This window comes from Streptomyces sporangiiformans, from assembly GCF_005768555.2.
Taxonomy (GTDB): domain Bacteria; phylum Actinomycetota; class Actinomycetes; order Streptomycetales; family Streptomycetaceae; genus Streptomyces; species Streptomyces sporangiiformans.
This window is the reverse complement of record NZ_VCHX02000017.1, coordinates 1-22,294: the sequence shown is the minus strand read 5'-3', so window position 1 is coordinate 22,294 and position 22,294 is coordinate 1. Positions and strand designations below refer to the sequence as shown.

22 protein-coding genes, 1 tRNA gene and 2 pseudogenes are annotated in these 22,294 nt (G+C 68.4%); 9 read left to right on the top strand and 16 right to left on the bottom strand.

Annotated features, from left to right (window positions below; genetic code table 11):
* Nucleotides 1-16 precede the first annotated feature (16 nt).
* Entirely contained in the window at nt 17-490 is a 474-nt protein-coding gene (locus FGD71_RS00430) for a winged helix-turn-helix transcriptional regulator (RefSeq protein ID WP_119098334.1), read from the bottom strand.
* Nucleotides 491-687: 197 nt separating this feature from the next.
* Between FGD71_RS00430 and FGD71_RS00425 the strand changes: the two genes are divergently transcribed.
* Complete coding sequence (locus FGD71_RS00425; protein ID WP_119098333.1) at nt 688-1,701, top strand: NADP-dependent oxidoreductase; 1,014 nt, start codon at nt 688-690, stop codon at nt 1,699-1,701.
* A gap of 237 nt (nt 1,702-1,938) precedes the next feature.
* On the opposite strand, the gene FGD71_RS00420 is transcribed toward FGD71_RS00425, so the two are convergent.
* Nucleotides 1,939-2,949 (bottom strand): enoyl-CoA hydratase/isomerase family protein, encoded by a 1,011-nt coding sequence (locus FGD71_RS00420; RefSeq protein ID WP_119098332.1) that lies wholly within the window; start codon nt 2,947-2,949, stop codon nt 1,939-1,941.
* A 66-nt stretch (nt 2,950-3,015) separates the two neighbouring features.
* Complete coding sequence (locus tag FGD71_RS00415) at nt 3,016-3,231, bottom strand: iron-containing alcohol dehydrogenase (RefSeq protein ID WP_140935783.1); 216 nt, start codon at nt 3,229-3,231, stop codon at nt 3,016-3,018.
* A gap of 108 nt (nt 3,232-3,339) precedes the next feature.
* On the opposite strand from FGD71_RS00415, the gene FGD71_RS00410 reads away from it, so the two are divergent.
* The 3 genes from FGD71_RS00410 to FGD71_RS00400 all read left to right on the top strand — a co-directional run bounded on the left by FGD71_RS00410 (nt 3,340) and on the right by FGD71_RS00400 (nt 6,945).
* A complete protein-coding gene (locus FGD71_RS00410; protein WP_119098331.1) occupies nt 3,340-4,251 on the top strand; it encodes an alpha/beta hydrolase in 912 nt (303 codons plus the stop codon).
* A gap of 188 nt (nt 4,252-4,439) precedes the next feature.
* A complete protein-coding gene (locus tag FGD71_RS00405) occupies nt 4,440-6,335 on the top strand; it encodes a propionyl-CoA synthetase (protein ID WP_119098330.1) in 1,896 nt (631 codons plus the stop codon).
* A 537-nt stretch (nt 6,336-6,872) separates the two neighbouring features.
* Nucleotides 6,873-6,945: transfer RNA gene (locus FGD71_RS00400), tRNA-Arg, on the top strand.
* A 48-nt stretch (nt 6,946-6,993) separates the two neighbouring features.
* On the opposite strand, the gene FGD71_RS00395 is transcribed toward FGD71_RS00400, so the two are convergent.
* Complete coding sequence (locus FGD71_RS00395; RefSeq protein ID WP_240436312.1) at nt 6,994-7,275, bottom strand: hypothetical protein; 282 nt, start codon at nt 7,273-7,275, stop codon at nt 6,994-6,996.
* Nucleotides 7,276-7,356: 81 nt separating this feature from the next.
* Complete coding sequence (locus FGD71_RS00390) at nt 7,357-8,817, bottom strand: MFS transporter (RefSeq protein WP_119098329.1); 1,461 nt, start codon at nt 8,815-8,817, stop codon at nt 7,357-7,359.
* Nucleotides 8,818-8,888: 71 nt separating this feature from the next.
* On the opposite strand from FGD71_RS00390, the gene FGD71_RS00385 reads away from it, so the two are divergent.
* On the top strand, nt 8,889-9,536 hold the full coding sequence (locus tag FGD71_RS00385) for a TetR-like C-terminal domain-containing protein (protein WP_162930977.1): 648 nt from the start codon (nt 8,889-8,891) through the stop codon (nt 9,534-9,536).
* A gap of 419 nt (nt 9,537-9,955) precedes the next feature.
* Here FGD71_RS00385 and FGD71_RS00375 read toward each other — a convergent pair whose 3' ends face one another.
* Nucleotides 9,956-10,933, bottom strand: coding sequence for an endonuclease domain-containing protein (locus FGD71_RS00375; RefSeq protein ID WP_119098326.1), 978 nt, complete (start codon nt 10,931-10,933; stop codon nt 9,956-9,958).
* Between the two features lie 323 nt (nt 10,934-11,256).
* On the opposite strand from FGD71_RS00375, the gene FGD71_RS47170 reads away from it, so the two are divergent.
* Nucleotides 11,257-11,397: a hypothetical protein gene (locus FGD71_RS47170; RefSeq protein WP_162930976.1), complete on the top strand. Its 141-nt coding sequence runs from the start codon at nt 11,257-11,259 to the stop codon at nt 11,395-11,397.
* A gap of 100 nt (nt 11,398-11,497) precedes the next feature.
* On the opposite strand, the gene FGD71_RS00370 is transcribed toward FGD71_RS47170, so the two are convergent.
* Complete coding sequence (locus tag FGD71_RS00370) at nt 11,498-12,247, bottom strand: tyrosine-type recombinase/integrase (protein WP_119098325.1); 750 nt, start codon at nt 12,245-12,247, stop codon at nt 11,498-11,500.
* On the opposite strand from FGD71_RS00370, the pseudogene FGD71_RS50015 reads away from it, so the two are divergent.
* Nucleotides 12,128-12,412 (top strand): annotated as a pseudogene (locus FGD71_RS50015) (glycoside hydrolase family 6 protein); the annotation flags it as partial. The gene FGD71_RS00370 and the pseudogene FGD71_RS50015 sit on opposite strands and share 120 nt — an antisense overlap.
* Nucleotides 12,325-12,639 (top strand): glycoside hydrolase family 6 protein, encoded by a 315-nt coding sequence (locus tag FGD71_RS50010; RefSeq protein ID WP_119098353.1) that lies wholly within the window; start codon nt 12,325-12,327, stop codon nt 12,637-12,639. The pseudogene FGD71_RS50015 and the gene FGD71_RS50010, both read left to right, overlap by 88 nt.
* A 35-nt stretch (nt 12,640-12,674) precedes the next feature.
* Here the strand turns inward: FGD71_RS50010 and FGD71_RS00360 are convergent, their stop codons facing one another.
* The 7 genes and pseudogenes from FGD71_RS00360 to FGD71_RS00335 form a co-directional block, all read right to left on the bottom strand.
* Nucleotides 12,675-13,313: a hypothetical protein gene (locus FGD71_RS00360; protein WP_240436311.1), complete on the bottom strand. Its 639-nt coding sequence runs from the start codon at nt 13,311-13,313 to the stop codon at nt 12,675-12,677.
* A complete protein-coding gene (locus FGD71_RS48225; protein WP_240436316.1) occupies nt 13,219-13,890 on the bottom strand; it encodes a zinc metalloprotease in 672 nt (223 codons plus the stop codon). Before FGD71_RS48225 ends, FGD71_RS00360 begins: the two co-directional genes overlap by 95 nt.
* A 28-nt stretch (nt 13,891-13,918) precedes the next feature.
* Nucleotides 13,919-14,158 (bottom strand): annotated as a pseudogene (locus FGD71_RS48220) (mycothiol transferase); the annotation flags it as partial.
* 52 nt (nt 14,159-14,210) lie between these two features.
* Complete coding sequence (locus FGD71_RS00350; protein WP_119098321.1) at nt 14,211-16,397, bottom strand: MMPL family transporter; 2,187 nt, start codon at nt 16,395-16,397, stop codon at nt 14,211-14,213.
* Between the two features lie 6 nt (nt 16,398-16,403).
* Nucleotides 16,404-16,628, bottom strand: a complete 225-nt coding sequence (locus FGD71_RS00345) for a hypothetical protein (protein WP_119098320.1) — start codon at nt 16,626-16,628, stop codon at nt 16,404-16,406.
* 134 nt (nt 16,629-16,762) lie between these two features.
* Entirely contained in the window at nt 16,763-17,431 is a 669-nt protein-coding gene (locus FGD71_RS00340) for a response regulator (protein ID WP_119098319.1), read from the bottom strand.
* Nucleotides 17,428-18,588 carry a sensor histidine kinase gene (locus tag FGD71_RS00335; protein WP_181359089.1) on the bottom strand — a complete coding sequence of 387 codons (1,161 nt, stop codon included), beginning with the start codon at nt 18,586-18,588 and terminating at the stop codon, nt 17,428-17,430. Before FGD71_RS00335 ends, FGD71_RS00340 begins: the two co-directional genes overlap by 4 nt.
* Before the next feature lie 309 nt (nt 18,589-18,897).
* Between FGD71_RS00335 and FGD71_RS48215 the strand changes: the two genes are divergently transcribed.
* A complete protein-coding gene (locus FGD71_RS48215) occupies nt 18,898-20,736 on the top strand; it encodes an endo alpha-1,4 polygalactosaminidase (protein ID WP_240436310.1) in 1,839 nt (612 codons plus the stop codon).
* Nucleotides 20,737-20,995: 259 nt separating this feature from the next.
* Here FGD71_RS48215 and FGD71_RS00320 read toward each other — a convergent pair whose 3' ends face one another.
* The gene (locus FGD71_RS00320; protein WP_119098350.1) at nt 20,996-21,952 is read right to left on the bottom strand and encodes an AraC family transcriptional regulator; all 957 of its coding nucleotides are present in this window, start codon (nt 21,950-21,952) and stop codon (nt 20,996-20,998) included.
* Between the two features lie 144 nt (nt 21,953-22,096).
* A partial coding sequence (locus FGD71_RS00315) for an SbtR family transcriptional regulator (RefSeq protein WP_478129456.1) occupies nt 22,097-22,294 on the bottom strand: 198 nt, incomplete at its 5' end.

The window sequence follows — 22,294 nt, the reverse complement described above, 5'->3', positions numbered from 1 at the left end:
GCAACCCGCGCTCAGCTCACCCGGCGGGCCTCATACGAAATGCAGGGCCGGGGACGCTCTCGATGTCTTCCGCCTGCACGGCGTGGCCCCGTTCGCAGCGGATCTGGGCGTCGACGTGCGCGCCGCATCCGCGGTGTCGCGCCAGTACGGCAGGGCCCTCCGGGTCGGCGCGGTAGCGGTCGCCCCACTGCAGGAGCCCCATCACGGCCGGGACCAGATCCACGCCCTTGGGCGTGATCACGTACTTCGGCCGGCTCCGCGAGCCCGGTTCCTTGTAGGTCTCGGTGGCCAGGATCCCTTCTTCCACCAGCATCCGGAGCCGCGCCGCCAGGAGGTTGCGAGGACAGCCGAGGACGCGTTCGAAGTCGCTGAAGCGGGACGAGCCGTACCAGACCTCGCGCAGGATCAGGATCGTCCACTTCTCACCCACAACCTCAAGAGTCCGCGCGATCGAGCAGTTCGACGTGTCCCGGTCGAGTCGGTAGTCCATGCCAGCGCCCTGAAGTGCTTCGGTCCTCGCATCCATGAGAGCGATACTAACCCCACCTGAGTTTACTTTTCTATACTCAGCAGGTAGCGTCATGACCAGCACACCAACCCGGCCGCACGCGGGAAACGGGCGCGCGGGGGGACCTGCGCGAAGCATCACATCGACCACCAGAACACCCACACAGAAAGGCGGCCGGTATGAAGGCATTCGTCGTCGAGAAGTACGGCAAGGACGGCGCACGCGCCGCAGAGGTACCCGAGCCCACGGTCGGAGACCGCGACGTCCTGGTCAGAGTGAGCGCCGCCAGTATCAACCCGCTGGACAAAATGGTCCGAAACGGGGAGTTCAAGCAGCTACTGAAGTACAAGCTTCCCTTCGTGCTCGGCCACGACGTGCCCGGCGTCGTGACGCGGGTCGGCCCCGCCGTACACGGCCTCGAGGTCGGCGACGAGGTCTACACCCGTCCGCGCGACCTGCGGATCGGAGGCTTCGCGGAGTTCATCGCGATCGACCAGGACGACGTCGCACCCAAGCCGGCTTCACTCACCCTCCAAGAGGCAGCCGCCGTGCCGCTGGTGGCCCTGAGCGCCTGGCAGGTCCTCGTTGACCGTGCCCACGTGAAGCCGGGGCAGAAGGTGCTCATCCACGCCGGTGCCGGTGGCCTCGGCTCGACAGTCATCCAGCTCGCCAAACACCTCGGCGCCACAGTGGCGACGACCACGGACACCAAGACCGAGAAGTTGGTCAGGAGCCTCGGTGCCGACGTCGTCGTCGACTACACCAAGGAAGACTTCTCGAAGGTGCTGTCCGGCTACGACCTGGTGCTGGACTCCCTGGGCGGAGCGAACCTCGAGAAGTCGCTGACCGTGCTGAAGCCCGGCGGCCTGGCCATCAGTGTCGTCGGCCCGCCGGACGCCGGCTTCGCCAAGCAGCTCGGCGCCCCCTTCTTCCTGGGCCTGGTCATGAACGTGCTCAGCCGAAAGATCCGCAAGCAGGCGAAGGCGCTGGGCGTGCGCTACCAATCCTTCTTCATGCAGGCCAACGGCTCCCAGCTGCGCAAACTCGGCGCCCTCTACGACAGCGGGAAGCTCCGCCCGGTCATCGACAGCACCTTCCCGTTCGACCAGACGCTCGAGGCGATGGCGCACGTCGAGCAGGGCCGCACGAAGGCCGGCAAGGTCGTGGTCTCGATGGTGCCCGACAACGACTGAGACCGTGCCGGCCACAGACCCTCCGTCCGGCACGGTCACCGGAGGGGCGACGACGCCGTCGGCGATCCAATGAATGGCGACTACGGTCGCGGAGAGCCGCCGCTGCAGGCGTCTCGGTGCCATTCCGCACGCCATACGGCTCGCGACACAGCGCGCCACACGGCTCCACGCCGACCCGAGCCGTGGTCAAGCCCTCGCACCCGTTGCATGTCGGCAGCGTGATCACGGCGGACATGCTCAGGACGGCAGCGTCCGTCCGCCGAGCGACGCACGTTGCCAGGTGGGACTGCGGTCCTTGTCGACCAGAGCCGCACGGACGCCCTCCAGGAAGTCCGGAGTGCGGATGGTCGTGCGCGTGAGGGCGAGTTCGGTGCCGAGGCACTCGCGCAACGTGCGCTGCCTGCCCCGGGCCAGCAGGGTGTGGGTGATCTCCAGGCTCTGCGGTGAGGCGGACTCCAGGGCGACCAGCGCGGCTGCCGCCCAGGGGGTGTCGAGGTGGCGCAGGCGTTTCTCGATCTCGCCGAGGGCCGGCGCGCCGAACGCCCAGTCCACGTCCCCGCGTACCTCCGCCAGCGTGCTGCCCGCCACCGGGGAGCGGCCGGCGAGGCGGTTCAGGACCACGTCCACCGGGTCGCCGGGGCTGTCGGCCAGCGCCTCCCCGACCGCGTCGAGCTCGTCCGCGGGGACGAAGTGCGTGGCCAGTCCGGTGTACAGGGCGTCGGCCGCGTCGAGCCGATGCCCGGTCAGCCCCAGGTACATGCCGATCGCGCCGGGCAACCGCGGCAGAAAGTAGCTGGCCCCGACGTCCGGGAAGAACCCGATCCCGGTCTCTGGCATCGCCAGCACCGCGCGCTCGGTGACGACGCGGAAGCTGCCGTGGACGGACAGACCGAGACCGCCGCCCATGCACAGGCCGTCGATGAGCGACACGACCGGCACGGGATACTCGGCGATCCGGGCGTTGAGCCGGTACTCGGAGGCGAAGAACCGCTCACTGGCCTCGGCATCCCCGGCGAGGCTGTGCTCGCGGATCGTGCGGATGTCTCCGCCGGCGCAGAACGCCTTCGTGCTGGTGCTGGCAAGCACCACAGCGGACAGCGGTGTGTGCTCCCACCCGGCGAGCACGCGGTCGATGGCGGCGACCATGCCGGTCGTCAGGGCGTTGAGCGCCTTGGGCCGGTTCAAAAGGATCCGGCCGACGCCCCGGTGGACGTCGGCGAGAATCTCGACCGCAGCGGTATCAGTCATCGGTCGTCATCTCGTCTCCGCGCGGACCTGGCTGTCGTGGCCATCACGTTCCTCACTCGCCGGGTGTCAGGCGTAGATCTGCGCGTAGAGATCCTGGATCTCTTCCACGGTGGGTACGACGCGGTTGTTGGCGGGGGATCCGGACGCGAGCGCCTGCTCGGCCATGAGGGGCAGCAGGCGGGACCACTCGTCCGTGTCGATGCCGTGTGCTTGAGGGGTGGGCACCTCAAGATCCTGGCACAGGGCTCGGAGCGCCTCCACGGTGGGTGATTCCAACCCCATCTGAGTTTACTTTTCTATACTCAGCCAGTAGCGTCGTCATGCCCAGCACATCGACCCGGCTGCCGCAGGGGAACCCGGCACGGCACCCGTCTGAGAAGGATCACCACCATGGGAATCAGTCCAGAGGCACACGAGTTCGCGGAGTTCCTCGCGAGCGTGAGCGCGAAGTCGGCGACACCGGGCCTCGACCTGGCCATCGTCCGCGACATCGTGGACTCGAACCACAAGGCGTCGGCCGAGCCGGAAGGCGTCACGTACGCCGAGGTGGACGCGAACGGCGTCCCCGCTCTGTGGGCCATCCCCGAGGGCGCCGACCCCGACCGGGCACTGCTCCACTTCCACTTCGGCGGATCCGTCACCGCCTCGATGCACTCGGACCGCAAGGCAGCCGGCCACATCGCGAAGGCGGCCGGAGCCCGCTCGCTCGTCGTGGACTTCCGCCTCGCGCCCGAACACCCCTACCCGGCGCAGCTCGACGATGCCGAGACGGCCTACCGGTGGCTGCTCTCGCAGGGCTACGAGCCGCGGAACATCGGCAGCACGGGCCACTCGATCGGCGGCACGCTCGCGGTGATGCTCCCGCTGCGTCTGCTCGCGCAGGGGGAGGCGACCCCGGGCGCGATCGTCAGCGTCTCGCCGTGGACCGACCTCACCATCCAGAACGCGTCGGTGGACGCGAACGAAGACAACGACAAGATGCTCAGCAGGAACACCCTCGAGCTCTTCCGGGGAGCCTGGCTGCAGGACCCCGGAGTCGACTTCGCCGACCCGCAGATCAGCCTCGCGAACGCCGATCTGACCGGCCTGCCGCCCACGACCGTCCACTACGGCGAGTACGAGACCCTCGCCGACGACGGCGCCCAGCTCGGCCGCCGACTCGCGGACTTCAAGGTCACCTCCGAGGTCCACCCGATGCCCGAGGGCCAGCACTCGTTCGTCCTGGGCGCCGGGCGCGTACCCGAGGTGGACCAGGCGATCCAGCAGATGGGCCAGTGGCTCCGTAAGCACCTCGGCGCGTGATCAGCAGCTGCACCTGACAGCGGGGCGGGGCCTGACGGCCAGGCGGCCGCACCACCGCGATGCCGGTGACCGGTCCGCCGGTCTCCGGCATCCTGCTCGACCATGCCGGCCGGCATGCGGTACTTGTGTCCGACACCGTTCCACACTCAGCCCCACCACCGTCCCTCGATGCCACAAAGGAGTGCGTGATGGGAACGTACGAGGATGTCTTCCGTGCCAGCACCGAGGACCCGGAGAGCTTCTGGCTGAAGGCGGCCGAGGGCATCGACTGGGATGTCGATCCGCAACGCGCCCTGGACTCCTCCGGCGCACCGTTCTACCGCTGGTTTCCCGACGGGCGGCTCAACGTTTGTTTCAACGCGCTCGACCGGCACGTCGAAGCCGGACACGGCGAACAACCCGCGCTCATCTACGACTCCCCCGTGACCGGCGCCCAACGCACCTACAGCTACGCGCAGCTGAGGAACGAGGTGGCGGCCTTCGCCGGAGCGCTCGTGCAGCTCGGCGTGGGACACGGCGACCGCGTGGTCATCTATATGCCGATGGTTCCGGAGGCCGCCGTCGCGATGCTGGCCTGCGCACGGATCGGCGCGGTCCACTCGGTCGTCTTCGGCGGGTTCGCCCCGCACGAACTCGCCCTCCGCATCGACGACGCCGCCCCCAAGGTGATCGTCTCCGCCTCCTGCGGCATCGAGGGCAAGCGGGTCATCGCATACAAGCCGCTGCTCGACCGGGCCATCGAACTCGCCGTCCACAAGCCGCAGAAGCGTGTGATCCTGCAACGCCCGCAGGCGCCGGCCGCGCTGGGGCCGGACGATCTCGACTGGGCCGACCTGGTCGCCGCCGCGCCACCGGCCGACTGCGTCCCCGTCCCCGCCACCGATCCCCTGTACATCCTCTACACGTCCGGAACGACCGGAAAACCCAAGGGAGTCGTGCGTGACTGCGGCGGCTACGCGGTCGCCCTGCACTGGTCGATGGGCGCCGTCTACGACGTGGGCCCGGGCGAGACGATGTTCACCGGCTCCGACGTCGGCTGGGTCGTCGGGCACTCCTACATCGTCTACGCACCCCTGCTGGCCGGCGCCACCACGGTCCTGTACGAGGGCAAGCCGGTCGGCACCCCGGACGCGGGCCAGTTCTGGCGGGTGGCCGCCGAGTACCGGGTCAAGACCATGTTCACGGCACCCACCGCCTTCCGGGCCATCCGCAAGGAGGACCCGAAAGGGACGCTCACCGCCGGCTACGACCTCACCCACCTGCGCTACCTCTTCCTCGCCGGCGAGCGCCTCGACCCCGAGACGTACCACTGGGCGAACGCCCTCCTCGGCGTCCCGGTGATCGACCACTGGTGGCAGACCGAGACCGGCTGGCCCATCGTCGCCAACCCGGTCGGCATCGAAGCCGCTCCCCTCAAACCCGGCTCCCCCACCCGCCCGCTGCCGGGCTGGGACGTCCGCGTCCTCGACCCCTCGGGCGAGCCGGTGCCCGCGGGCACCGACGGCGCGATCGTCGTGCGGCTCCCCCTGCCGCCCGGCGCGCTCCCCACCCTCTGGAAGGACGACGCCCGCTACGTCGCCTCCTACCTCTCCGCCCACGACGGCTACTACCTCACCGGCGACAGCGGCCACATCGACGACGACGGCTACGTCTTCGTCATGGGCCGCACCGACGACGTCATCAACGTCGCCGGACACCGGCTGTCCACCGGCAGCATGGAAGAGGCCCTGGCCGCCCACCCCGACGTCGCCGAATGCGCCGTCATCGGCGTCGCCGACGAACTCAAGGGACAGATCCCGCGCGGCTTCGTCGTCCTGAAAGCCGGCAGCAACCGGGAACCGAGCGAGGTCGAGGCCGAACTCGTCCGGCTCGTACGCGAACGCATCGGCGCCGTCGCCTCCCTCAAGGACGTCACGGTCGTGGCCGCCCTGCCCAAGACCCGCTCGGGAAAGATCCTGCGCAAGACGATGCGCGGTATCGCCGACGGCCACGACGAACCCATCCCGTCCACGGTGGACGACCCCGGCGTCATCGAGGTCCTGCGCCCGGTTCTCCGCCGCCGTACCGACACCCCGTGGACGTGACCGCCCGGGGCGCCCCTTCTCGCTGTCCGCCGGCATCCGGCTGTGCATAGGCCGGGTTCTGTCACACCGAGCATCTCCCCCAATCGGTCCCTGACGCGGTGTGCCGACTGCCCATGTGGCATTGGGGTTCACGAGGCTCTGCATCGCAAGAGACCACCTACCGCCAAGGAACAAGGGGCGGCCTGTCATGCCAGGCGCCGCGAGACAGTGTCAAGTAGCCCCACAAGCTGACGCAGGGAGCAGAACGGTCCAACCGCCCTCGGTCCCCGCGCCCTCAACGTCCACCAATCATTCGCTGCAAGCCACAGAAACGCCAGGTCAGAGGCACTCTAGCTCGCCGTGCCGCTCTCCTTCCCCTATACAGAGGACCCTCGCAGGCGCGCATCCGCTACGCTGTCCCTGGTCGGTCGTTGGTGCGTCGCGTTGTCCGCTCAGGTGACCCTGCGGAGGACGTCGCACAACGTCTGACCAGCGGGCTTGTGCCCCTCGTCGAAGATCCGCAGGCTGGATTTTCAACAAGGTTTTCCACAAGCCCCCGCCTTCGTAGCTCAGGGGATAGAGCACCGCTCTCCTAAAGCGGGTGTCGCAGGTTCGAATCCTGCCGGGGGCACAACGCATTACGCCGCTGATCTGGAGTTCCTCCCCCCAGGGAGGCGCTTTAGCCGGCCTCGGACTCCTCGTCCGAGGCCGTTTGCGTGAGCGGTGCGTGAGCGGACGGATCGCCAGGCCCCGGACTTTCTCCCAACGGATCAGCATCATCCGGCACGGACTCGGGGCTGGGCTCCTCGGCATCGTCGGGCTCGGGCTCCGCTTCGGGGGCGGTGTTCTCGGAGGTGGCGCGTGCGCGCGGTACGAGCCGGGCGGCAGCCTCGGCGATCGCCAGATCCGCCTCGGGCAGCAGCACGCGCTGGAGCGGGCGCTCGGTGCACGGCAGGGCCACGACCCCGGTCCCGGGCGGCGCGGGGCCGGGCGGCGCGGGGCCGGGCGGCGCTCGGCGGATGCGCCGCCCGGTGGGATGCGGTCAGGCGGTTCGCCTGATGCGGTGGGCGGTCGCGACGCCGGTGACGGCCAGCGCGGCGGTGAGGCCGAAGGTGGCCGTCAGCGCGGTGGCGGTGGCCGCGCCGTGTTCGTGTGCCAGGGCGATCGCCGCCCCACCGAGGCCGCTGAGTACGGCGACGGCCAGGGTCTGGGCGAGCTGCATCGCGCCGCTGACCTCGCCCTGCCGGTCGGCGGGCGCCTGCTCCATGGCGTCGGTCGTCGCGGCGTTGAACGCGATGCCCATGCCGGCGCCGCCGACGGCCCAGCCGAGCACGGCGACCAGGGCCGGCACCGAGTCGATCAGGATGCCTACGGCGATGATCGCGACACCCGCGGCCAGCACCGCGCAGCCGGCACCGATCGGCAGCGCTCGGGAACTCCCGCGCCAGCGATCGTCCGCCCGGCCCTGCCAGGCCGCGCCGAGCACCCAGGTGATCGCCCCGGCGGACAAGCCGATGCCAGCCTCGGTGGTGCTCAGTCCGCGCAACTGGGTGAGGCCGAGCGGCAGGAAGGCCTCGCTGCCGAAGTAGGCGCCGCACAGCAGGAACCGGATCAGCACTCCGGTCGGCACCCCGCGCCGGCCGCGCAACGTGCCGGGCGGCAGCACGGTGCGCAGGCCCAGTACCGCGGCCACGCTGCCGAGCAGCGCCAAGGGCACCAGCAGGGCGAGGTCGGTGAGCTGCAGGCCGCCGAGCAGCACCGCGGTGCCGGCGCTGACCAGGATTCCGCGGGCCACCGGGCCGCGCCACCAGGTGCCACGCGGTTCGTCCGCGGCGGGTGGGTGTGGGTGTCCTCGGCGCAGCAGCGGGGGCACCGCCATCGCCCAGGCGAGCCCGATCAGCGGCAGCAGCAGTACGAACACGCCGCGCCAGTGGATGTGCTCGGCGACCAGTCCGGCGAGGGCCGGCCCGACAAGCGAGGGGACGGTCCAGGCGCCGGACACCAGCGCGAACATCCGGGACCTGAGGTGTTCCGGATAGTTCAGGCCGATGACGGTGTAGGCCAGGGCCATCACGGCGCCGACGCCGAGGCCCTGCACGAAGCGCCCGGCGAGGAAGATGGGCCAGTTCGGCGCGGCGCCGGCTAGGGCGCAGCCGGCCGCGAAGACGGCCAGGCCGATGCCTAGCGGCCTGGCCGGACCATGGCGGTCGGCGGAGCGGCCGGCCGCGACGGTGCCGATCAGGTTGGCGAGCATCAGGGCGGAGAATCCCCAGCCGTAGGCGTTGAGGCCGCCTAACCTGCCGGCGATCTCCGGAAGCACCGTGGCCACGCCCATCGACTCGAAGGCCACCAGGCCGACCGACAGGACGATTCCCCAGGTCATGGCTGTGTACGGGGCCTGGAACACGCTCTGCCCCGCGGCCTGGCCCGGTGGCTCTGTCATGGGATCGCGCCGCGCCGAGGGGTCGGTGGCTCCTTCGTCGGCCAGTTCCCGCCGTGACATGAGGACCTCCCATTTATATTACGTTACGGACCGGAACAGAATGAAAATCCATGCTACCTATACTGAGCGCCATGGCAAACCCTGGGAGCACCTCCGCCCGCACCGTCGCCAGGGCGGCCGGGCGGCCGCGGGACGCGCGGCTCGACACCGCGATTCTGACCGCCACCCGGGAGCTGCTCGCCGAGGTCGGCTACCCCGGCCTCACCCTGGAGGCGGTGGCCGTCCGGGCCGGCACCACCAAGCCGGCCATCCGGCGCCGCTGGGCGTCGCGGCAGCTGCTGGTCATCACGGCACTGGGCGAGATCATGGGCACCGCCCCCACCCCCGACACGGGCTGCACCCACTGCGACCTGATCCTGGGCATCGAGACCATCGGCCAGGCCTTCGGGGGCACCTTCGGCCGCCGGACGATGCCCGCGCTGATCGCGGACCTGGCCGACGATCCCGAACTGGACCGGGTCTTCGCCGACACGATCTTCCACCCCAGGCGGGCCACCACCAAGGCGGCGCTGCAGCGCGGCATCGAGCGCGGCGACATCCGTGCGGACGCCGACCTGAACCTGCTGCTCGACCTGCTGGCCGCCACCACCTATCACCGAGTGCTGTTCGGCCATCTGCCGGTCGACGACCGACTGGCGCACAACGTGGTGATGACCGTCCTCGACGGCGCGGCAACACCGCACTGGCGCGACCACTACCGGCAGCGCCACGATGGGTGACCAGGCTCGGGGCGCCCGCGGTGCACGGCGTTGGCCGGTGCCGAAGATCAGTGCTTGGTCAGCGGCGAGGAGCGGATCAAGTCCTTCCACGCCGCTGTCGGACGGCCGTAACGCCGCTCACTCCGCACCACAACCGCACCAGATCGAACGGCGAACGGGGGAATCACGTGAAAGCAGCCGAGCCCGACGAGACCGCCAATCAGCAGTTCGCCCAGGTCAGCGCCCCAACAGGCCTCAGAATGCCGCAGCTTCCCCAGCTGCGGGCCCACACAGCTCTGTAGGTCGGCAGTGCTCTCTCCGTACACGGCAGGCACCGACAAGAGAGGGGTGCGCCCTCGAGAGAGACGCGCGCCCGACTCCAGCGTCGCCGCCGCCCAGGAACTCGATCAGCGGGTCGCCGAAACCTGGCTTGAGGCCACCTATTCGATGCCCTGCTGACGGACAACTTGTGCCGGCCAGTTCGTGAGGTAGTCGTTGACCTCGGCGATCGTCCGAAGGTGATCAGGTGCCTGCTCGTACCAGGACAGCAGCCGCGAGTTGCATGCTCCGCAGAGGAGGCCGCGTACGCACCTGCCGCAGGTCTTGTCGTCCTTGCTACTTCGCTCGCAGCAGCCGCCCCAGTGGTCCATCTGAAGCCAGTCGCTGCCGTTCCCGGGCTCTCCGTTTGTGCTGTCGCAGATGGCACACCGGTCCTCCTGATACTTATAGAGGGCCTCAACAAACGCGAAAGTCAGGTTGTTCTGACTCGCTTTCCTTTTGATGGCCTTACAGCGCTTGCAATAGGAATGGGGAACGTCCCGCCCGTTGTCCCATGGGAACTCGGACAGATCCTTGTTCTGGTCGCAGAGGGTGCAGTGGCCCATCCCTTGTGCTCGTAGCTCCAGAGCACGCTGGCGCGGGAGCTTAGACCGGATGGGGGTGAGTGGGACGCCCCGGTTGCGCTGGTCGGCATGTGTGTAGCAGAGGCCGCGAGCCCTGACCTTGTTGATACAGCCCGGGAACTCGCAGGTGCGGTCCTTGTTCAGGACGGTTCTCAACGGTGTGAGCTCATTCCCCGCATATTGCTGGCTGTAGTGGCCCTGACAGAGCCCGATGCTGTACTGGGACTTCGTGCACCCACTGAACGTGCATACCGACCCATCGGGGATGCGCTCGACCAGCGCGGTGAGAGTCTTCCCTTTGAGTTGCTGTGCGTAGTGTGACTTGCAGAGGCCACGCGACCGGATCGGTCGCCCACAGCTGGGGAACGCGCAGTCGCCCGACGTCCGGACGCGCTTCCTGATCGGCCTCAGTTCCTTGCCGGCCAGGAACTGCAGGTAGTGCGTGTGGCAGAGTCGCCGGGGCGTGTTCTTGATGCGGTTCGTGCAGCCAGCGAAGCTGCACGTTTGGTCACTCATACTGTCCCCCCAAATTGTCAAAGAGTCGTGTTGCTACTGGCCGTCTGCCTTCTCGAAGGCGGCGAGAGGCTAGCAACAGCAGCAGGATCGGGAGGGTGGTTTCGTGAAATTCTCCGCATCCCGCTGACCCACCGGGGTGCTTGCCGTTCCGCTACAGGAGCCGATCGTGCTAGTGGCCGGAGGCGTTGGGCGCGGCAGGGCCATAGGCGCCGTCGCCCTTACAGCGCCGTCAACCCGCCCGTCCGCCGGTGGGGGATTGTGAGGCCTTCGCCGGCCCTGTGCGTTCCGCCGTACGGATCAGGATGGTTCAGGATCGGGGTGCGATGCCTGGATATGGCCATGCCGATGAGGAGTGGGACCTGTTGTTCGAGTCTGGGCGGCAGTTTTTCATCGAGCGGGCGAGGCTTGGCGAGGTCACGACGTACACGGAGCTCAACGTCACCTTGGCGATCGAGCTGTTCTGACATCACAAGCTGACATCAACGACGGCGAACGATGACGCACCGAAGCGGCCACGACCGGATCGTCGAGCTACTACCGAGCCCCATTTCGGCACGCCGCGCCTCAGGGGGATCGAACTACTAAAGCGGGTGTCGCAGGTTCGAATCCTGCCGGGGGCACCAATGCCTGACCAGGCACGGAGCATCGAACAGGCCCCTCGGAGTGATCTCCGAGGGGCCTGTATTCATGTGTGCGGGGACAGATTGGGGACACCCTGTACGCGGCCGCCTCATCGGGGACGCCCTCCGCTTTCGGGACTGCACGAGGCCCCTGCGGCTGCTCTCCCTCGGTTGGCTCCTGCGGCTTCGCCTTGCGCGGGACGATCGCCACAGGCGCGTCGGCGGCCTCCAGCTCGAGCTGGGGCAGAACGCTGGTGTACGTGTCGGCGGTGAGCTTGTACGAGGAGTGCCCGAGCATGACCTGGATGGTCTTCATGTGGATGCCGGCGGCGAGGGACAGCGTCGCGGCGCAGTGGCGCAGGTCGTGCAGCCGGATCGGGGGCAGATCGAGTTTCTGGACGAGCCGGTTGAAGATCTGGGAGAGGTACTCCGGGTGGTACGGGCGCCCGTCCTCCCAGGTGAAGACACGACCCGAGTCGATGTAAGGCCCGTACTTCTTGGGGTTCTTGCGGTGCTTCTTCTCCCACTCCGTACGCTCGCTCTGCTGGCGTCGCCGCCAGAACAGCAGGAGTTGGTGGGTCTGGCTGTCGAGCCGGATGGTGCGGGCGCCGCTGTCGCTCTTCGGGGTGTCCTCCCAGACGTCGTAGGAGGCCGCGACGAGTTGCTCGCTGATGTGGACGGTGCCGGCGGTCATGTCGGTCTTAGCTACGCGGCACAGACCCTCGGCGCGCTCCCGGCGACCACGGTCTACCTGGACGGCGGCAACGCCACCTGGATCCGCCCCACCGAAATGGCCAGTCGGCTGAAGGACGCGGGCATCGCCTTCGTCCGCGGTGTCGCGGTGAATGTCGCGAACTTCGACGCGATCGACGTCTGCTGTACCTACGCGACCCAGATCACGTCGACTGGTGCAACCCAGCCGGCCGTCGGCTCGGCGTCCCCAGCTCGATCGGGGTCGGCGGCGCCGACTATCTGCTGTGGATCAAGGTACCCGGTGACTCTGACGGTTCCTGCGGCATCGGCCACGGATTTCCGGCCGGGTCCTTCTCCCCTCACCTGGCCGAGAGGCTGATCGACGGCTGGTGAAATTCGACGACGAACAGCCAGCTGTCGACCGGGCGCTACTGTTCGCCCTCGGGCGCCTCCACCATGTCACTGTCCGGCGTTGCGCCATCGACCGGAGGACCTGGGCGCTCGTTCGTGACGGCCTGCTCCCAGTGCTCTTCGACCGTCTCGCCGCTCTCACTCGCGGTGCTCCGCGCAGCGGACTTGGCGGGGCTGTCCAGCTCTTGGGACAGGCGTGCGCCGGTAATGCCACCGAACGGTTCGTACCGCTCGTTGTCAGCGTCGTACTGCCCGGCGAAGACATAGCCTCGACCAGGCACGAGCGCGACGCCGCCTTCACCGGCCGTCTCGTTCCCCTCGCCGTCCACGTACGCCATCGTGTTGACGATCGCAGTGCCCTCGGCATCGCCCTTGAACGCCTTGGTCACCTTGACCTGCCACTGCTGTTCCAGTTCGCCTGCCAGGTCGGTCTCGTTCTGGCTGACCTTTTTCACCACACGGGCGTGAAAGACATCACTGGAGGCGTAGGAGACATACTCGTCTTTGGAAAGATCAGGTACGAGCAGATCCTCCTTGACCGTCGGCTCCGAAACGTAGGTCTCATTGCCGCTGTCGCCGACCCACACCGTGAAGGCAGCAGCCCCAAGAACGGCAACCGCGGCAACACCAAGGGCAATGACTCGAGTCTTCTTCACAGAGATCAGTTCCCCAGAGCTTGTGGTAGTCCTTGCGGTCACGGCTCGTCGGTTTGGTGTCAGGCAGATACCGCCCGTCCGGCCCCATTATGGAGAGACCGTAGTTCTGGTCCTTGTGGCACAGGCCGAGAGCGTGGCCGAGTTCATGCGCTGCGGCGCCTCGCCGGTAGAACGGCTTGTCGAAGGGCCCGGGCCGTCCGGACTTGAGGTAGTAGTCGTTCATCTCGATGGTGTCGGTCGCGCCGACTCCGCCGCGCATGGTCCAGGTGGCCAGCGCGCCATCCTTCTTGTTCTTGTCCTTCCAGTGCAGGTCGTTACTGGTGTTCCAGGCGTCCCCCTTGATCTTCACCTGCTCGAGGCCGTTGCTGGTCCAGGCTTTGTTGGCCTTCTTGCGGGCGTCGTCGTACTTGCTGGACTGAGTCCAACGGATCTCGCCATCATCTACGGAGGAACGCGAGGTCGAGTCCCGGGCTGAGCCAATACAGGCGGAACCGGTACGCATCGGCTCCACGGTGATGTCGGGATCTGCCGCACCGTCGGAGTCGGCGGCGTGTGCGGGTGCCGTCACGGATGCCACTGCGACGACGGTGAGGATGCCGAGGGTGGGTATCCAGCCGGTGCATCATGATGCAACGCACGTCGAGATCCCCAAATCGGTGGTGCGTGCAAACATCATCCAGTGAAACTCCGGCGAAGATCTCGCGGCTGCGCTCGCAGGCGGCCAGGTAGCACGCGACGTCCTCAGTCAATGTCGCGCCGTCGTCCAACAGGAAGTCACCGTCCCTGCGCTTCGGCCAACCGAAGGGCGCGGGTTCCTCGCTCTGCTTTGATCGGCCTCCTCGCACTCTGAGGAGGCCGATCTATTCGGCTTGACCCGCCGACCGTCCTGTCGGGGCGTCAGCTGTCCGCGGGGCGTTCGAGCGCCACCTTGGGCAGCCGCCGGGCAAGCGGGGCGGGCAGCCACCAGGCCCACTTGCCCAGCAGTTGCATGATGGCCGGGACGATCAGGCAGCGGATGACCACCGCGTCCAGCAGGATCGCCACGGCGAGGCCAAGGCCGAATTGCTGGAGCATCCGGTCGGCACTCAGCATGAAGGCGCCGAACACCACGATCATGATGGCCCCAGCCGCCGTGATCACCTTGCCGGTGGAGGCCAGTCCTTCCCGCACCGCGAGGGAATGATCCTTTGTACGCTCCCACTCCTCATGCATCCGCGAGACCAGGAACACCTCGTAGTCCATGGAGAGCCCGAACACGATCGCGAAGATCAGCACGGGGAGGAAGGCTTCGATCGGGCCCGGCTGCACCCCGAACAGGCCGTGTTGGAACACCAGAGTCATGGCGCCGAGCGCGGCGGTGATCGAGATCAGGTTCAGCAGGGCTGCCTTGACGGGGATCAGGACCGACCGGAAGACCAGCATCAGCAGCAGGGACGACAGTCCGACGACGACGGCGACGAAGAGCGGCAGCCTCTTCGAGACGGTGTCCGCGAAGTCCTGGGAGGCGGCGGTGGCGCCGCCGACCAGGATCTTGGCGCCGGTGTCGCGCTCCAGGTTCGGGGCCACGTCGTCGCGCAGGTGGTGCACGAGATCGGTGGTGCCTTCGTCCTGCGGTGCTGCCTTCGGGTAGACGATCACGGTGGACAGCGCGCCGTCCTCGGACGGCATCGCGGGGCCGGCCGCGGCAACGCCCTCGGCCTTGGCCAGCTCGGACTGGACGGCCTTGCCGGCTGCTTCGTCTCCTTGCGCCAGGACGACCAGCGGACCATTGAAACCTGGGCCGAAGCCCTCGGCGAGCAGGTCGTACGCCTTCTTGGAGGTCGTGGTCTTCGGGTCGTTGCCGGCGTCGGCGAAGCCGAGGCGCATGCCAAGGGCCGGTGCGGAGAGGGCCAGCAGGGCAAGCACGGCCACCAGCAGTGACGGCAGCGGACGGCGCTGTACGGCTGCGGCCAGGGCCCGCCAACGATGGCCTTCGGCTTTGCCCTTGGCCGGGGTCTTGGCCGCGTGCTTGAGCACATGGCGCTGGATGCGCATGCCGAAGAGCGCCAGCAGCGCGGGCAGCAGGATGAGCGAGGCGGCCATGGTGGCCAGCACGGTCAGTGCCAGGGCGAGAGCCACACCCTGCAGCGAGCCCAGGCCGAGCGCGACCAGGCCGAGCAGGGCGATGATCACGGTGCAGCCGGCGAAGAAGACCGTGCGGCCGGCGGCGTCCAGGGCCTTACGGCCGGCTTGATCCGGGTCGGCGCCCTCTGTGAGCTCGTGCCGGTAGCGGTAGAAGATCAGCAGTGCGTAGTCGACGCCGACGCCGAGTCCGACGAGCATCGTGATGGGCGGCGTGAAGTCGGCGATGGTGAAGACGTGCGAGGCGAGAACGATCAGCCCAAGAGCTGAGCCGACCGCGAAGAGGGCGGTGAGCAGCGGCACGGCGGCCGCCACCAGGGAGCCGAAGAGCAACCCGAGGATGACCAGGGCTGCCACGATGCCGGCCAGTTCAGCGGTCGGGCTTCCCTTGTCCTCGGCGCCGCGCACGGCATCGCCGCCGAGCTCGACCTGGAGCCTGTCCGCCTCAACACCCTTGGCGGTGTCGATGATCGCGGTGACGTCGTCCTTGGGCACGGCCTCGGCCTTGCCGTCGAGCGTGACGGTGGCGTACCCGATCGTGCGGTCCTTCGACACCGCGGAGGCATCGGCGTACGGGCTGCGCACATCGGCGACGCCCGGCAGTCCCTTCACCTCGGCCAGCATCTTCTCCACGGCGGCCTTGCGGCCGTCGATGCCCTGGCTGTCCTTGAGCACGATGTCGACACTGTCGCCGGCCTGGTCGGAACCGTGCCTCGTGAACAGGTCGGTGGCCGCTTGGGAGTCGGTGCCCGGCAGGGCGAAGTCGTTCTTGTACGCGGAGCCTGCGGCCTGAGAGCCCAGCGTGACGGCGGCCAGGACGGCCACCCAGATCAGCAGGGCGGCCCAGCGGTGACGCTGTGCCCAGCCGGCCAGGGCGCCGAACCGGCCGCCGCGCGGCCGATCCGGCCGGTCCGGTGGTGCGGGCGGGGCAAGGGGCGCGGCTGTGCCGCGGGTGGGAGACATGGGTGACTACCTCGGATTCGGGCGATTCGAGTGTGAGTGGCCTGGCTGAAGAAGCGCGCCCACCACGGCGCCGCACAACGTGGGCACGCCGATCCCCAGAGCGGCAAACGCGCCGCCGACCTCGAAGGCCAGGGCTCCGGCGGCCGTGACCAGCAGCATCCCGGCGGCGGCCCCGACGAGCGCGCCGACGAATGCGGCCGTGGCCCGTCCGCGGAAGGGGGGTGCGTTCATGCCCTTGAGCGTGCCTGCGCGAGGGGGCCGAATCGTCAGCCTGCGGCTGACACTGAGGCGTACCCCAGTAGGTGCAGACTGCCGCCGCGTCGTACCCCAGGAGTGCCGGGTGTGCCGTTCACCGCGGGGCCGGGCTACGCCCCCAGCCAGCCCGGGCTGACCAAGCCGGACTCGTACGCCACCACCACGACCTGCGACCGGTCCCGCGCCCCCAGCTTCGCCATGATCCGGCTGACATGCGTCTTCGCCGTCGACGGTGACAGCACGAGCCGCGCCGCGATCTCGTCGTTCGTAAGCCCTGCGGCCACCAGCTGCATGACCTCGCGCTCGCGGTTGGTGAGGACATCGAGCTGGGGATTCGGCACCGGGTTGTGCACCCGGCCCGCGAACTCGGCGATGAGGCGCCGGGTGATCGACGGGCTGATCAGGGCATCGCCCCGGGCGGCGACCCGTATCGCCTGCAGCAGTTCTTCCGGCTCCGTGTCCTTCACCAGAAAGCCCGTCGCCCCGGCGCGCAGCGCCCCGTACACGTAGTCGTCCAGATCGAAGGTTGTCAGGATGACCACCTTCACGGACGCCAGCCGCTCCTCTCCGGCGATCTCCCGGGAGGCTTCCAGACCGTCCATTCCTGGCATCCGGATGTCCATCAGGACCACGTCCGGCCGGAGCTCGTGGCAAGCCGAGACCGCCGACTGCCCGTCCGCGGCCTCTCCCACCACTTCGATGTCGTCCTGGTCCTCCAGGATCGACCGGAACCCGGCCCGGACGAGCCGCTGGTCCTCCGCCAGCAGGACCCTGATCATCGGTCACTCCGCTCCATCGGCTCGCCTGTGGTCCCGTACGGTAGCCGGGCTCGCACCGCGAATCCGCCATCCGGTCGCGGACCCGCGGTCAGCTCGCCGCCCAGTGCCCGCGCCCGCTCCGTCATACCGGTGATCCCGCTACCGCCACCGGACCCGGCCGGGCGGGCCGCAGCGCCCCGGCCGTCGTCCTCTACGGTCAGGGTCAGCTCCCTTTCCCCGTAGACGAGTTGGATCGTGACCCGTCCGGCGCCGCTGTGCTTGGCTGCGTTGGTCAGCGACTCCTGCACGATCCGGTACGCGGCCAGGTCGACCGGAGCCGGCAGCGAGCGTTCAACGCCTGTCCGCTCGATCCGCACCTCGAGCCCCGCCAGCTTCGCCGAGGCCACCAGCTCGTCTGCGCGGGCCAGCCCCGGCGCGGGTGCCGTGGGCGCCTCCTCGTCGACCTGGCGGAGCACGCCGAGGGTGGCCCGAAGCTCCCGCAGGGTCTCCCGGCTGCTCGCCTTGATCGCGCCGAGCGCATCCTCGGCCTGGGCAGGATCCTTCTTCAACCGGTACAGCGCCGCACCCGCCTGCACGTTGATCATCGAAATGTTGTGCCCGATCACATCGTGCAACTCGCGGGCAATGCGCAGCCGCTCCTCGGTGGCCCGCAGCCGCGCCTCCTCCTCGGCGTACGCCACCCGGCCGTGCCGCACGCTGCCGAGGGCCACCACGGCGACCAGCCAGCCGGTGAGCATGAACACCGCCGTGCCGGTGACATCGCTGTGTCCCACAAGGGTGCCCGCGCCCACGCCGATCGCCATCGCCGCTGCCATCGCGACAGCCGCCCGCAGCCGGCCCCGGGCCGCGATGGCGTACAACACCACGATCGGCACCACGACCAGCGGACCGTCGATGTCGCTCAGCAGGTAGTAGCCGCCCGTGGCCAGCACCGTGAACCAGCCCACCGCCACCGGATACCGGCGCCGGAGCAACAGCGCTCCGCACACCGCAATGATCAGCAGCCAGGATCCGATCAGCGAGGGCATCGAGCCCCCGCCGTTGCTCAGCCGCTTCCCCTCAGCGATCGCCACCAACACGAACACCCCAAAGGCCAGGGCAGCGTCAGCGCGGGCGGCATGAGGCAGCCGGAAACGGGTCTGATCGAAAGGCGCCACGCGTTCATTCTGCCTGCGACGCCGATCAACGGAGGAGCCCTGCAGCAGGGCCCTCGCTCTGGACTTCGTCCCGCCCTGCGAGGTCTGCGGGCCAGACACCGGCTTTCAGGTAGGCCGGGTTGTGCAGGCGAAGGCCATGAGCGTGGGCACTGGGAGGACAGGTACGGGAGCGAGGTTCTCGAGAGCTGCCTCTGGTAAAGGGAAGATCAGAGCGACTCGCGAAGCCTGTCTCACTGAGAAAACCTCGGACTAGTCTGATCCCCCTGAACAGCCTTTCGAGAGCACGACACATGGAAAAGGTGACGGGGGATGCCGCTTAGACCCGGCGATGTGGAGTCCATAGGCGGCTATACGCTGATCGACCGGCTCGGCAGCGGCGGCATGGGCGTCGTCTATCTGGGCCGCTCGGCCTCGGGACGGCAGGTCGCGGTCAAGGTTGTGCACGCGCCGTACGCGCAGGACGAGGAGTTCCGGACGCGCTTCAGGCAGGAGATAGTGGCAGTCCGCCGGGTGAGCGGGGCGTTCACGGCCCCGGTGGTGGACGCCGATCCGGACGCCGTGCAGCCGTGGATGGCTACGCAGTATGTGCCGGGCCGCACCCTGTCGGACGTCGTGGCCAAGGACGGCCCGCTGAGCGGACGTGAGTTGCGCACGCTCGCGCTGGGCCTTGTCGAGGCGCTGCGGGACATCCACCAGGCTGGTGTGGTGCACCGCGATCTGAAGCCGAGCAACGTTCTGATGGCCGAGGACGGACCCCGCGTCATCGACTTCGGCGTCTCGCACGCCGTCGACAACGAAGCCCTGACCGTGACCGGGCGGTTGATCGGCACGCCGCCCTTCATGTCGCCGGAGCAGTTCGCCGCGCCACGGGACGTCACCACCGCTTCGGACGTGTTCTCGCTGGGGTCGTTGCTGGTGTATGCGGCCACCGGTACCCGCCCGTTCGACGGGAGCAGCCCGTACCTGACGGGCTATCAGGTGATGTACGAGGCGCCGGTCCTGGACGGAGTCACCGAACCGCTCCGGAGCATCGCCGAACTCTGTCTGACCAAGGATCCGGCCGGCCGCCCCGAACTTGCCGAGCTGCACAGCATGCTCCTGACGCTCCCGGATTCCACCGCCCCGGTCGCGCCGGGAGTGGCCGACTCAGCGGAACCCAGCCACCAGGTTTCCGATACACACCCTGTCGCACAAGGCCCTGCCACCACCGGGGGTGAGGGGGGAACGGACAGGCCCCGGGCCGGTCACGGACGTCGAGGACGGCGCATCCTCATCAGTCTCGCCGCAACCCTGGTCGTCACCGGGCTGAGCATCACGGCAGTGAAAACGGCAGCGAAAACGGCAGCGGAAACCGGGTCACATCAGAATAAAAGTTCCCAGCAGCCGACCGCGCCCGCATCCGCGCCCGCGCCCGCATCCACATCCACATCCGCCGCAACAGTGACGCCACCGCCGAAGCACGTGCGGTGGGACTACCAGATCGGCGGTGCGTACGCCCTGCCGACCGGTGTGCAGGTAGTCAGTCGCAGCCACGAAGACACGCCAGCGCCGGGTGCATACAACATCTGCAATTTCAACGCCTTCCAGGCGCAGGAGAACGCGGAGAAGGACTGGGCCTCCGACCTGCTGCTGCGCGATGCCAACGGGGATGTCGTCTACGACGAGGACTGGGGCGAGGCGGTCCTGGACATCCGCACGGACGCCAAGCGGCAGCGCATCGCTTCCGAGGTGAACACCTGGATCGACGAGTGCGCCACCAAGGGGTACAAAGCCGTCGAGCCCGACAACTACGACACGTTCACCCGCTTCCCGGATTACCTCACGGCCAATCAGGCCAAGGCGTTCATGAAGCTGCTGGCGGCGCACGCCCACGCGAAGGGCCTGGCCGTCGCCCAGAAGAACACCCTGGAGCTCGTGTCCGAGCGTGCGTCCGTAGGTCTGGACTTCGCCGTGGCGGAGGAGTGCGGCGAGTGGAACGAGTGCGGCAAGTTCGCCGAAGCGTTCGACAACAACGTGCTCGTTGTCGAATACACGGCGAAGGGCCTGTCGAACGCGTGCTCCGGCTGGAGCAGCACACTGAGCGTTGTCCGCCGCGACCAGTACGTCGTGCCCGAGGGCACGAGCGGCTACCTCCGCGAAACCTGCTGACGCCAAGCCTGGCCAGCCTGGGAGGAAACCCATCCTGAGCCGGCCCTTTGTTTGTAGCGGCACAGGGCGGCTGTCGGCCCGAGGGAGTTTGCGCGAAGCTCAGCACCGCCACCGGACCCGTCCGACCCAGAACGGCGGCAACCGTCATCGAGTCCGAGTCCGAGGCCGCTGCGCGATCTGCCGCCGCGTCAACCTGGCGACTGGGAGTAATCGCTGCCCAGGCGTCTGGATTCGATGCCCGCGCTCCAAGGTCGGGCGGTCATGTCCGGTCGCGGTAGCGTTGTGGACTGATCCCGCGTGCCCGCTTGAAAGCGGTGCTGAGCGCGAATGCGCTGCCATAACCGACCTGGTGGGCCACGGAGTCAATCGTGGCGTCCGGCTCCCTGAGAAGATCGGCGGCCAGGTCGATTCGCCACTCGGCGAGGTACGCCATTGGTGGCATACCAATGAGGTCGGTGAAGCGGCGGGCCAACGTCGCTCGGGACACCCCGGTCCGCCCGGCGAGCGCGGCCACCGTCCAGGGATGGCCCGGGTGGCCGTGTATGAGCCGCAGGGCGGTGCCGACAACGGGATCCCCGTTGGCTCGGTACCAGGCCGGCGCTTCGGCATCGGGCCGGGAGAACCATGCGCGGAGGCTTGCGACCAGCAAGAGATCCAGAGATCGATCGAGCACGAGATCCTGGCCCGGCTCGTTTCGCACGGTCTCCTCAGCGAGTAGCGACACCAGCGCCGATTCGACGTGGGCGGCCCTGGGGATGACCAGTAGCGGCGGCAACGCGCTGAGCAGGTGCGTAGCGATCTCGCCCCGTCCCCGGTACTTGCCGATCAGCAGCACCGACGAACCGTCCGCGCCGTCGTCGCAAGTTCGCACGCCGTTGACCCAGGTGCGCACACCCATGTCCGCGACCTCGGGCAGCTCCGTGCCCGCTGAGGTTGTCCGTCGAGGGCCGGGCTGAATGACCACCTGGATCGGAGTGCGGGGATTGTCGGCGAAGGTAAACGCGTCCGGGCCACGCATGATCGCGATATCGCCTGCGCCCAGTCGCACCGCATCGCCAGTGCTGGGCACAACCCAGGGCATCCCTCGCAGGATCGCCACTACGCTGAGTGGTGCCCTGTCCCGCACCTGCACCGACCAGGGCGGGTTCTGGACGGTCCGCAGCACGAATGCACCCCTGGCCCTGACTCCGTCCAGCAAGATCGACAAAGGGTCCACCGGCGCAGTGTAAGAACCACTAACAGAATGCGTTCGAAGCTTGGTGTGCGTCATGTGTCCGGCGCCTCATGAGTGTTGGCGCAGCAGCTCGATGAATGGCCGCACTTGCGTGCGCATTCGACGCGCCGGTCCGGCAGCTTGGGTTCAACTCACGGTCGAGCCTTTGGCCAGCGCGTCCATGAGGAGGTCGACGAGCCGACTGGCCTGCTCTTTGGTGCCGTGCTGCACGGCATAGGCAATGCCGCCCATGAGGAGTAGAACATCGTCGGAGGTGACGTCGGTTCGCAGGCTGCCGTCTCGGGCGCCGGCCTCGAGAAGGGTGGCGACGGCGTCGGTAAGGAG

Excerpts from the sequence above, each read along its gene's own strand:
- FGD71_RS48215 (WP_240436310.1), top strand. The coding sequence starts at position 18,898 with ATGCCGCTTAGACCCGGCGATGTGGAGTCCATAGGCGGCTATACGCTG.
- FGD71_RS00385 (WP_162930977.1), top strand. The coding sequence starts at position 8,889 with ATGGCAAACCCTGGGAGCACCTCCGCCCGCACCGTCGCCAGGGCGGCC.
- FGD71_RS00375 (WP_119098326.1), bottom strand. The coding sequence starts at position 10,933 with ATGAGTGACCAAACGTGCAGCTTCGCTGGCTGCACGAACCGCATCAAG.
- FGD71_RS00430 (WP_119098334.1), bottom strand. The coding sequence starts at position 490 with ATGGACTACCGACTCGACCGGGACACGTCGAACTGCTCGATCGCGCGG.
- FGD71_RS00415 (WP_140935783.1), bottom strand. The coding sequence starts at position 3,231 with ATGGGGTTGGAATCACCCACCGTGGAGGCGCTCCGAGCCCTGTGCCAG.
- FGD71_RS00350 (WP_119098321.1), bottom strand. The coding sequence starts at position 16,397 with ATGTCTCCCACCCGCGGCACAGCCGCGCCCCTTGCCCCGCCCGCACCA.
- FGD71_RS00425 (WP_119098333.1), top strand. The coding sequence starts at position 688 with ATGAAGGCATTCGTCGTCGAGAAGTACGGCAAGGACGGCGCACGCGCC.
- FGD71_RS00405 (WP_119098330.1), top strand. The coding sequence starts at position 4,440 with ATGGGAACGTACGAGGATGTCTTCCGTGCCAGCACCGAGGACCCGGAG.
- FGD71_RS00390 (WP_119098329.1), bottom strand. The coding sequence starts at position 8,817 with ATGTCACGGCGGGAACTGGCCGACGAAGGAGCCACCGACCCCTCGGCG.
- FGD71_RS00420 (WP_119098332.1), bottom strand. The coding sequence starts at position 2,949 with ATGACTGATACCGCTGCGGTCGAGATTCTCGCCGACGTCCACCGGGGC.
- FGD71_RS00410 (WP_119098331.1), top strand. The coding sequence starts at position 3,340 with ATGGGAATCAGTCCAGAGGCACACGAGTTCGCGGAGTTCCTCGCGAGC.
- FGD71_RS00340 (WP_119098319.1), bottom strand. The coding sequence starts at position 17,431 with ATGATCAGGGTCCTGCTGGCGGAGGACCAGCGGCTCGTCCGGGCCGGG.
- FGD71_RS00345 (WP_119098320.1), bottom strand. The coding sequence starts at position 16,628 with ATGAACGCACCCCCCTTCCGCGGACGGGCCACGGCCGCATTCGTCGGC.
- FGD71_RS47170 (WP_162930976.1), top strand. The coding sequence starts at position 11,257 with ATGCCTGGATATGGCCATGCCGATGAGGAGTGGGACCTGTTGTTCGAG.
- FGD71_RS00370 (WP_119098325.1), bottom strand. The coding sequence starts at position 12,247 with ATGACCGCCGGCACCGTCCACATCAGCGAGCAACTCGTCGCGGCCTCC.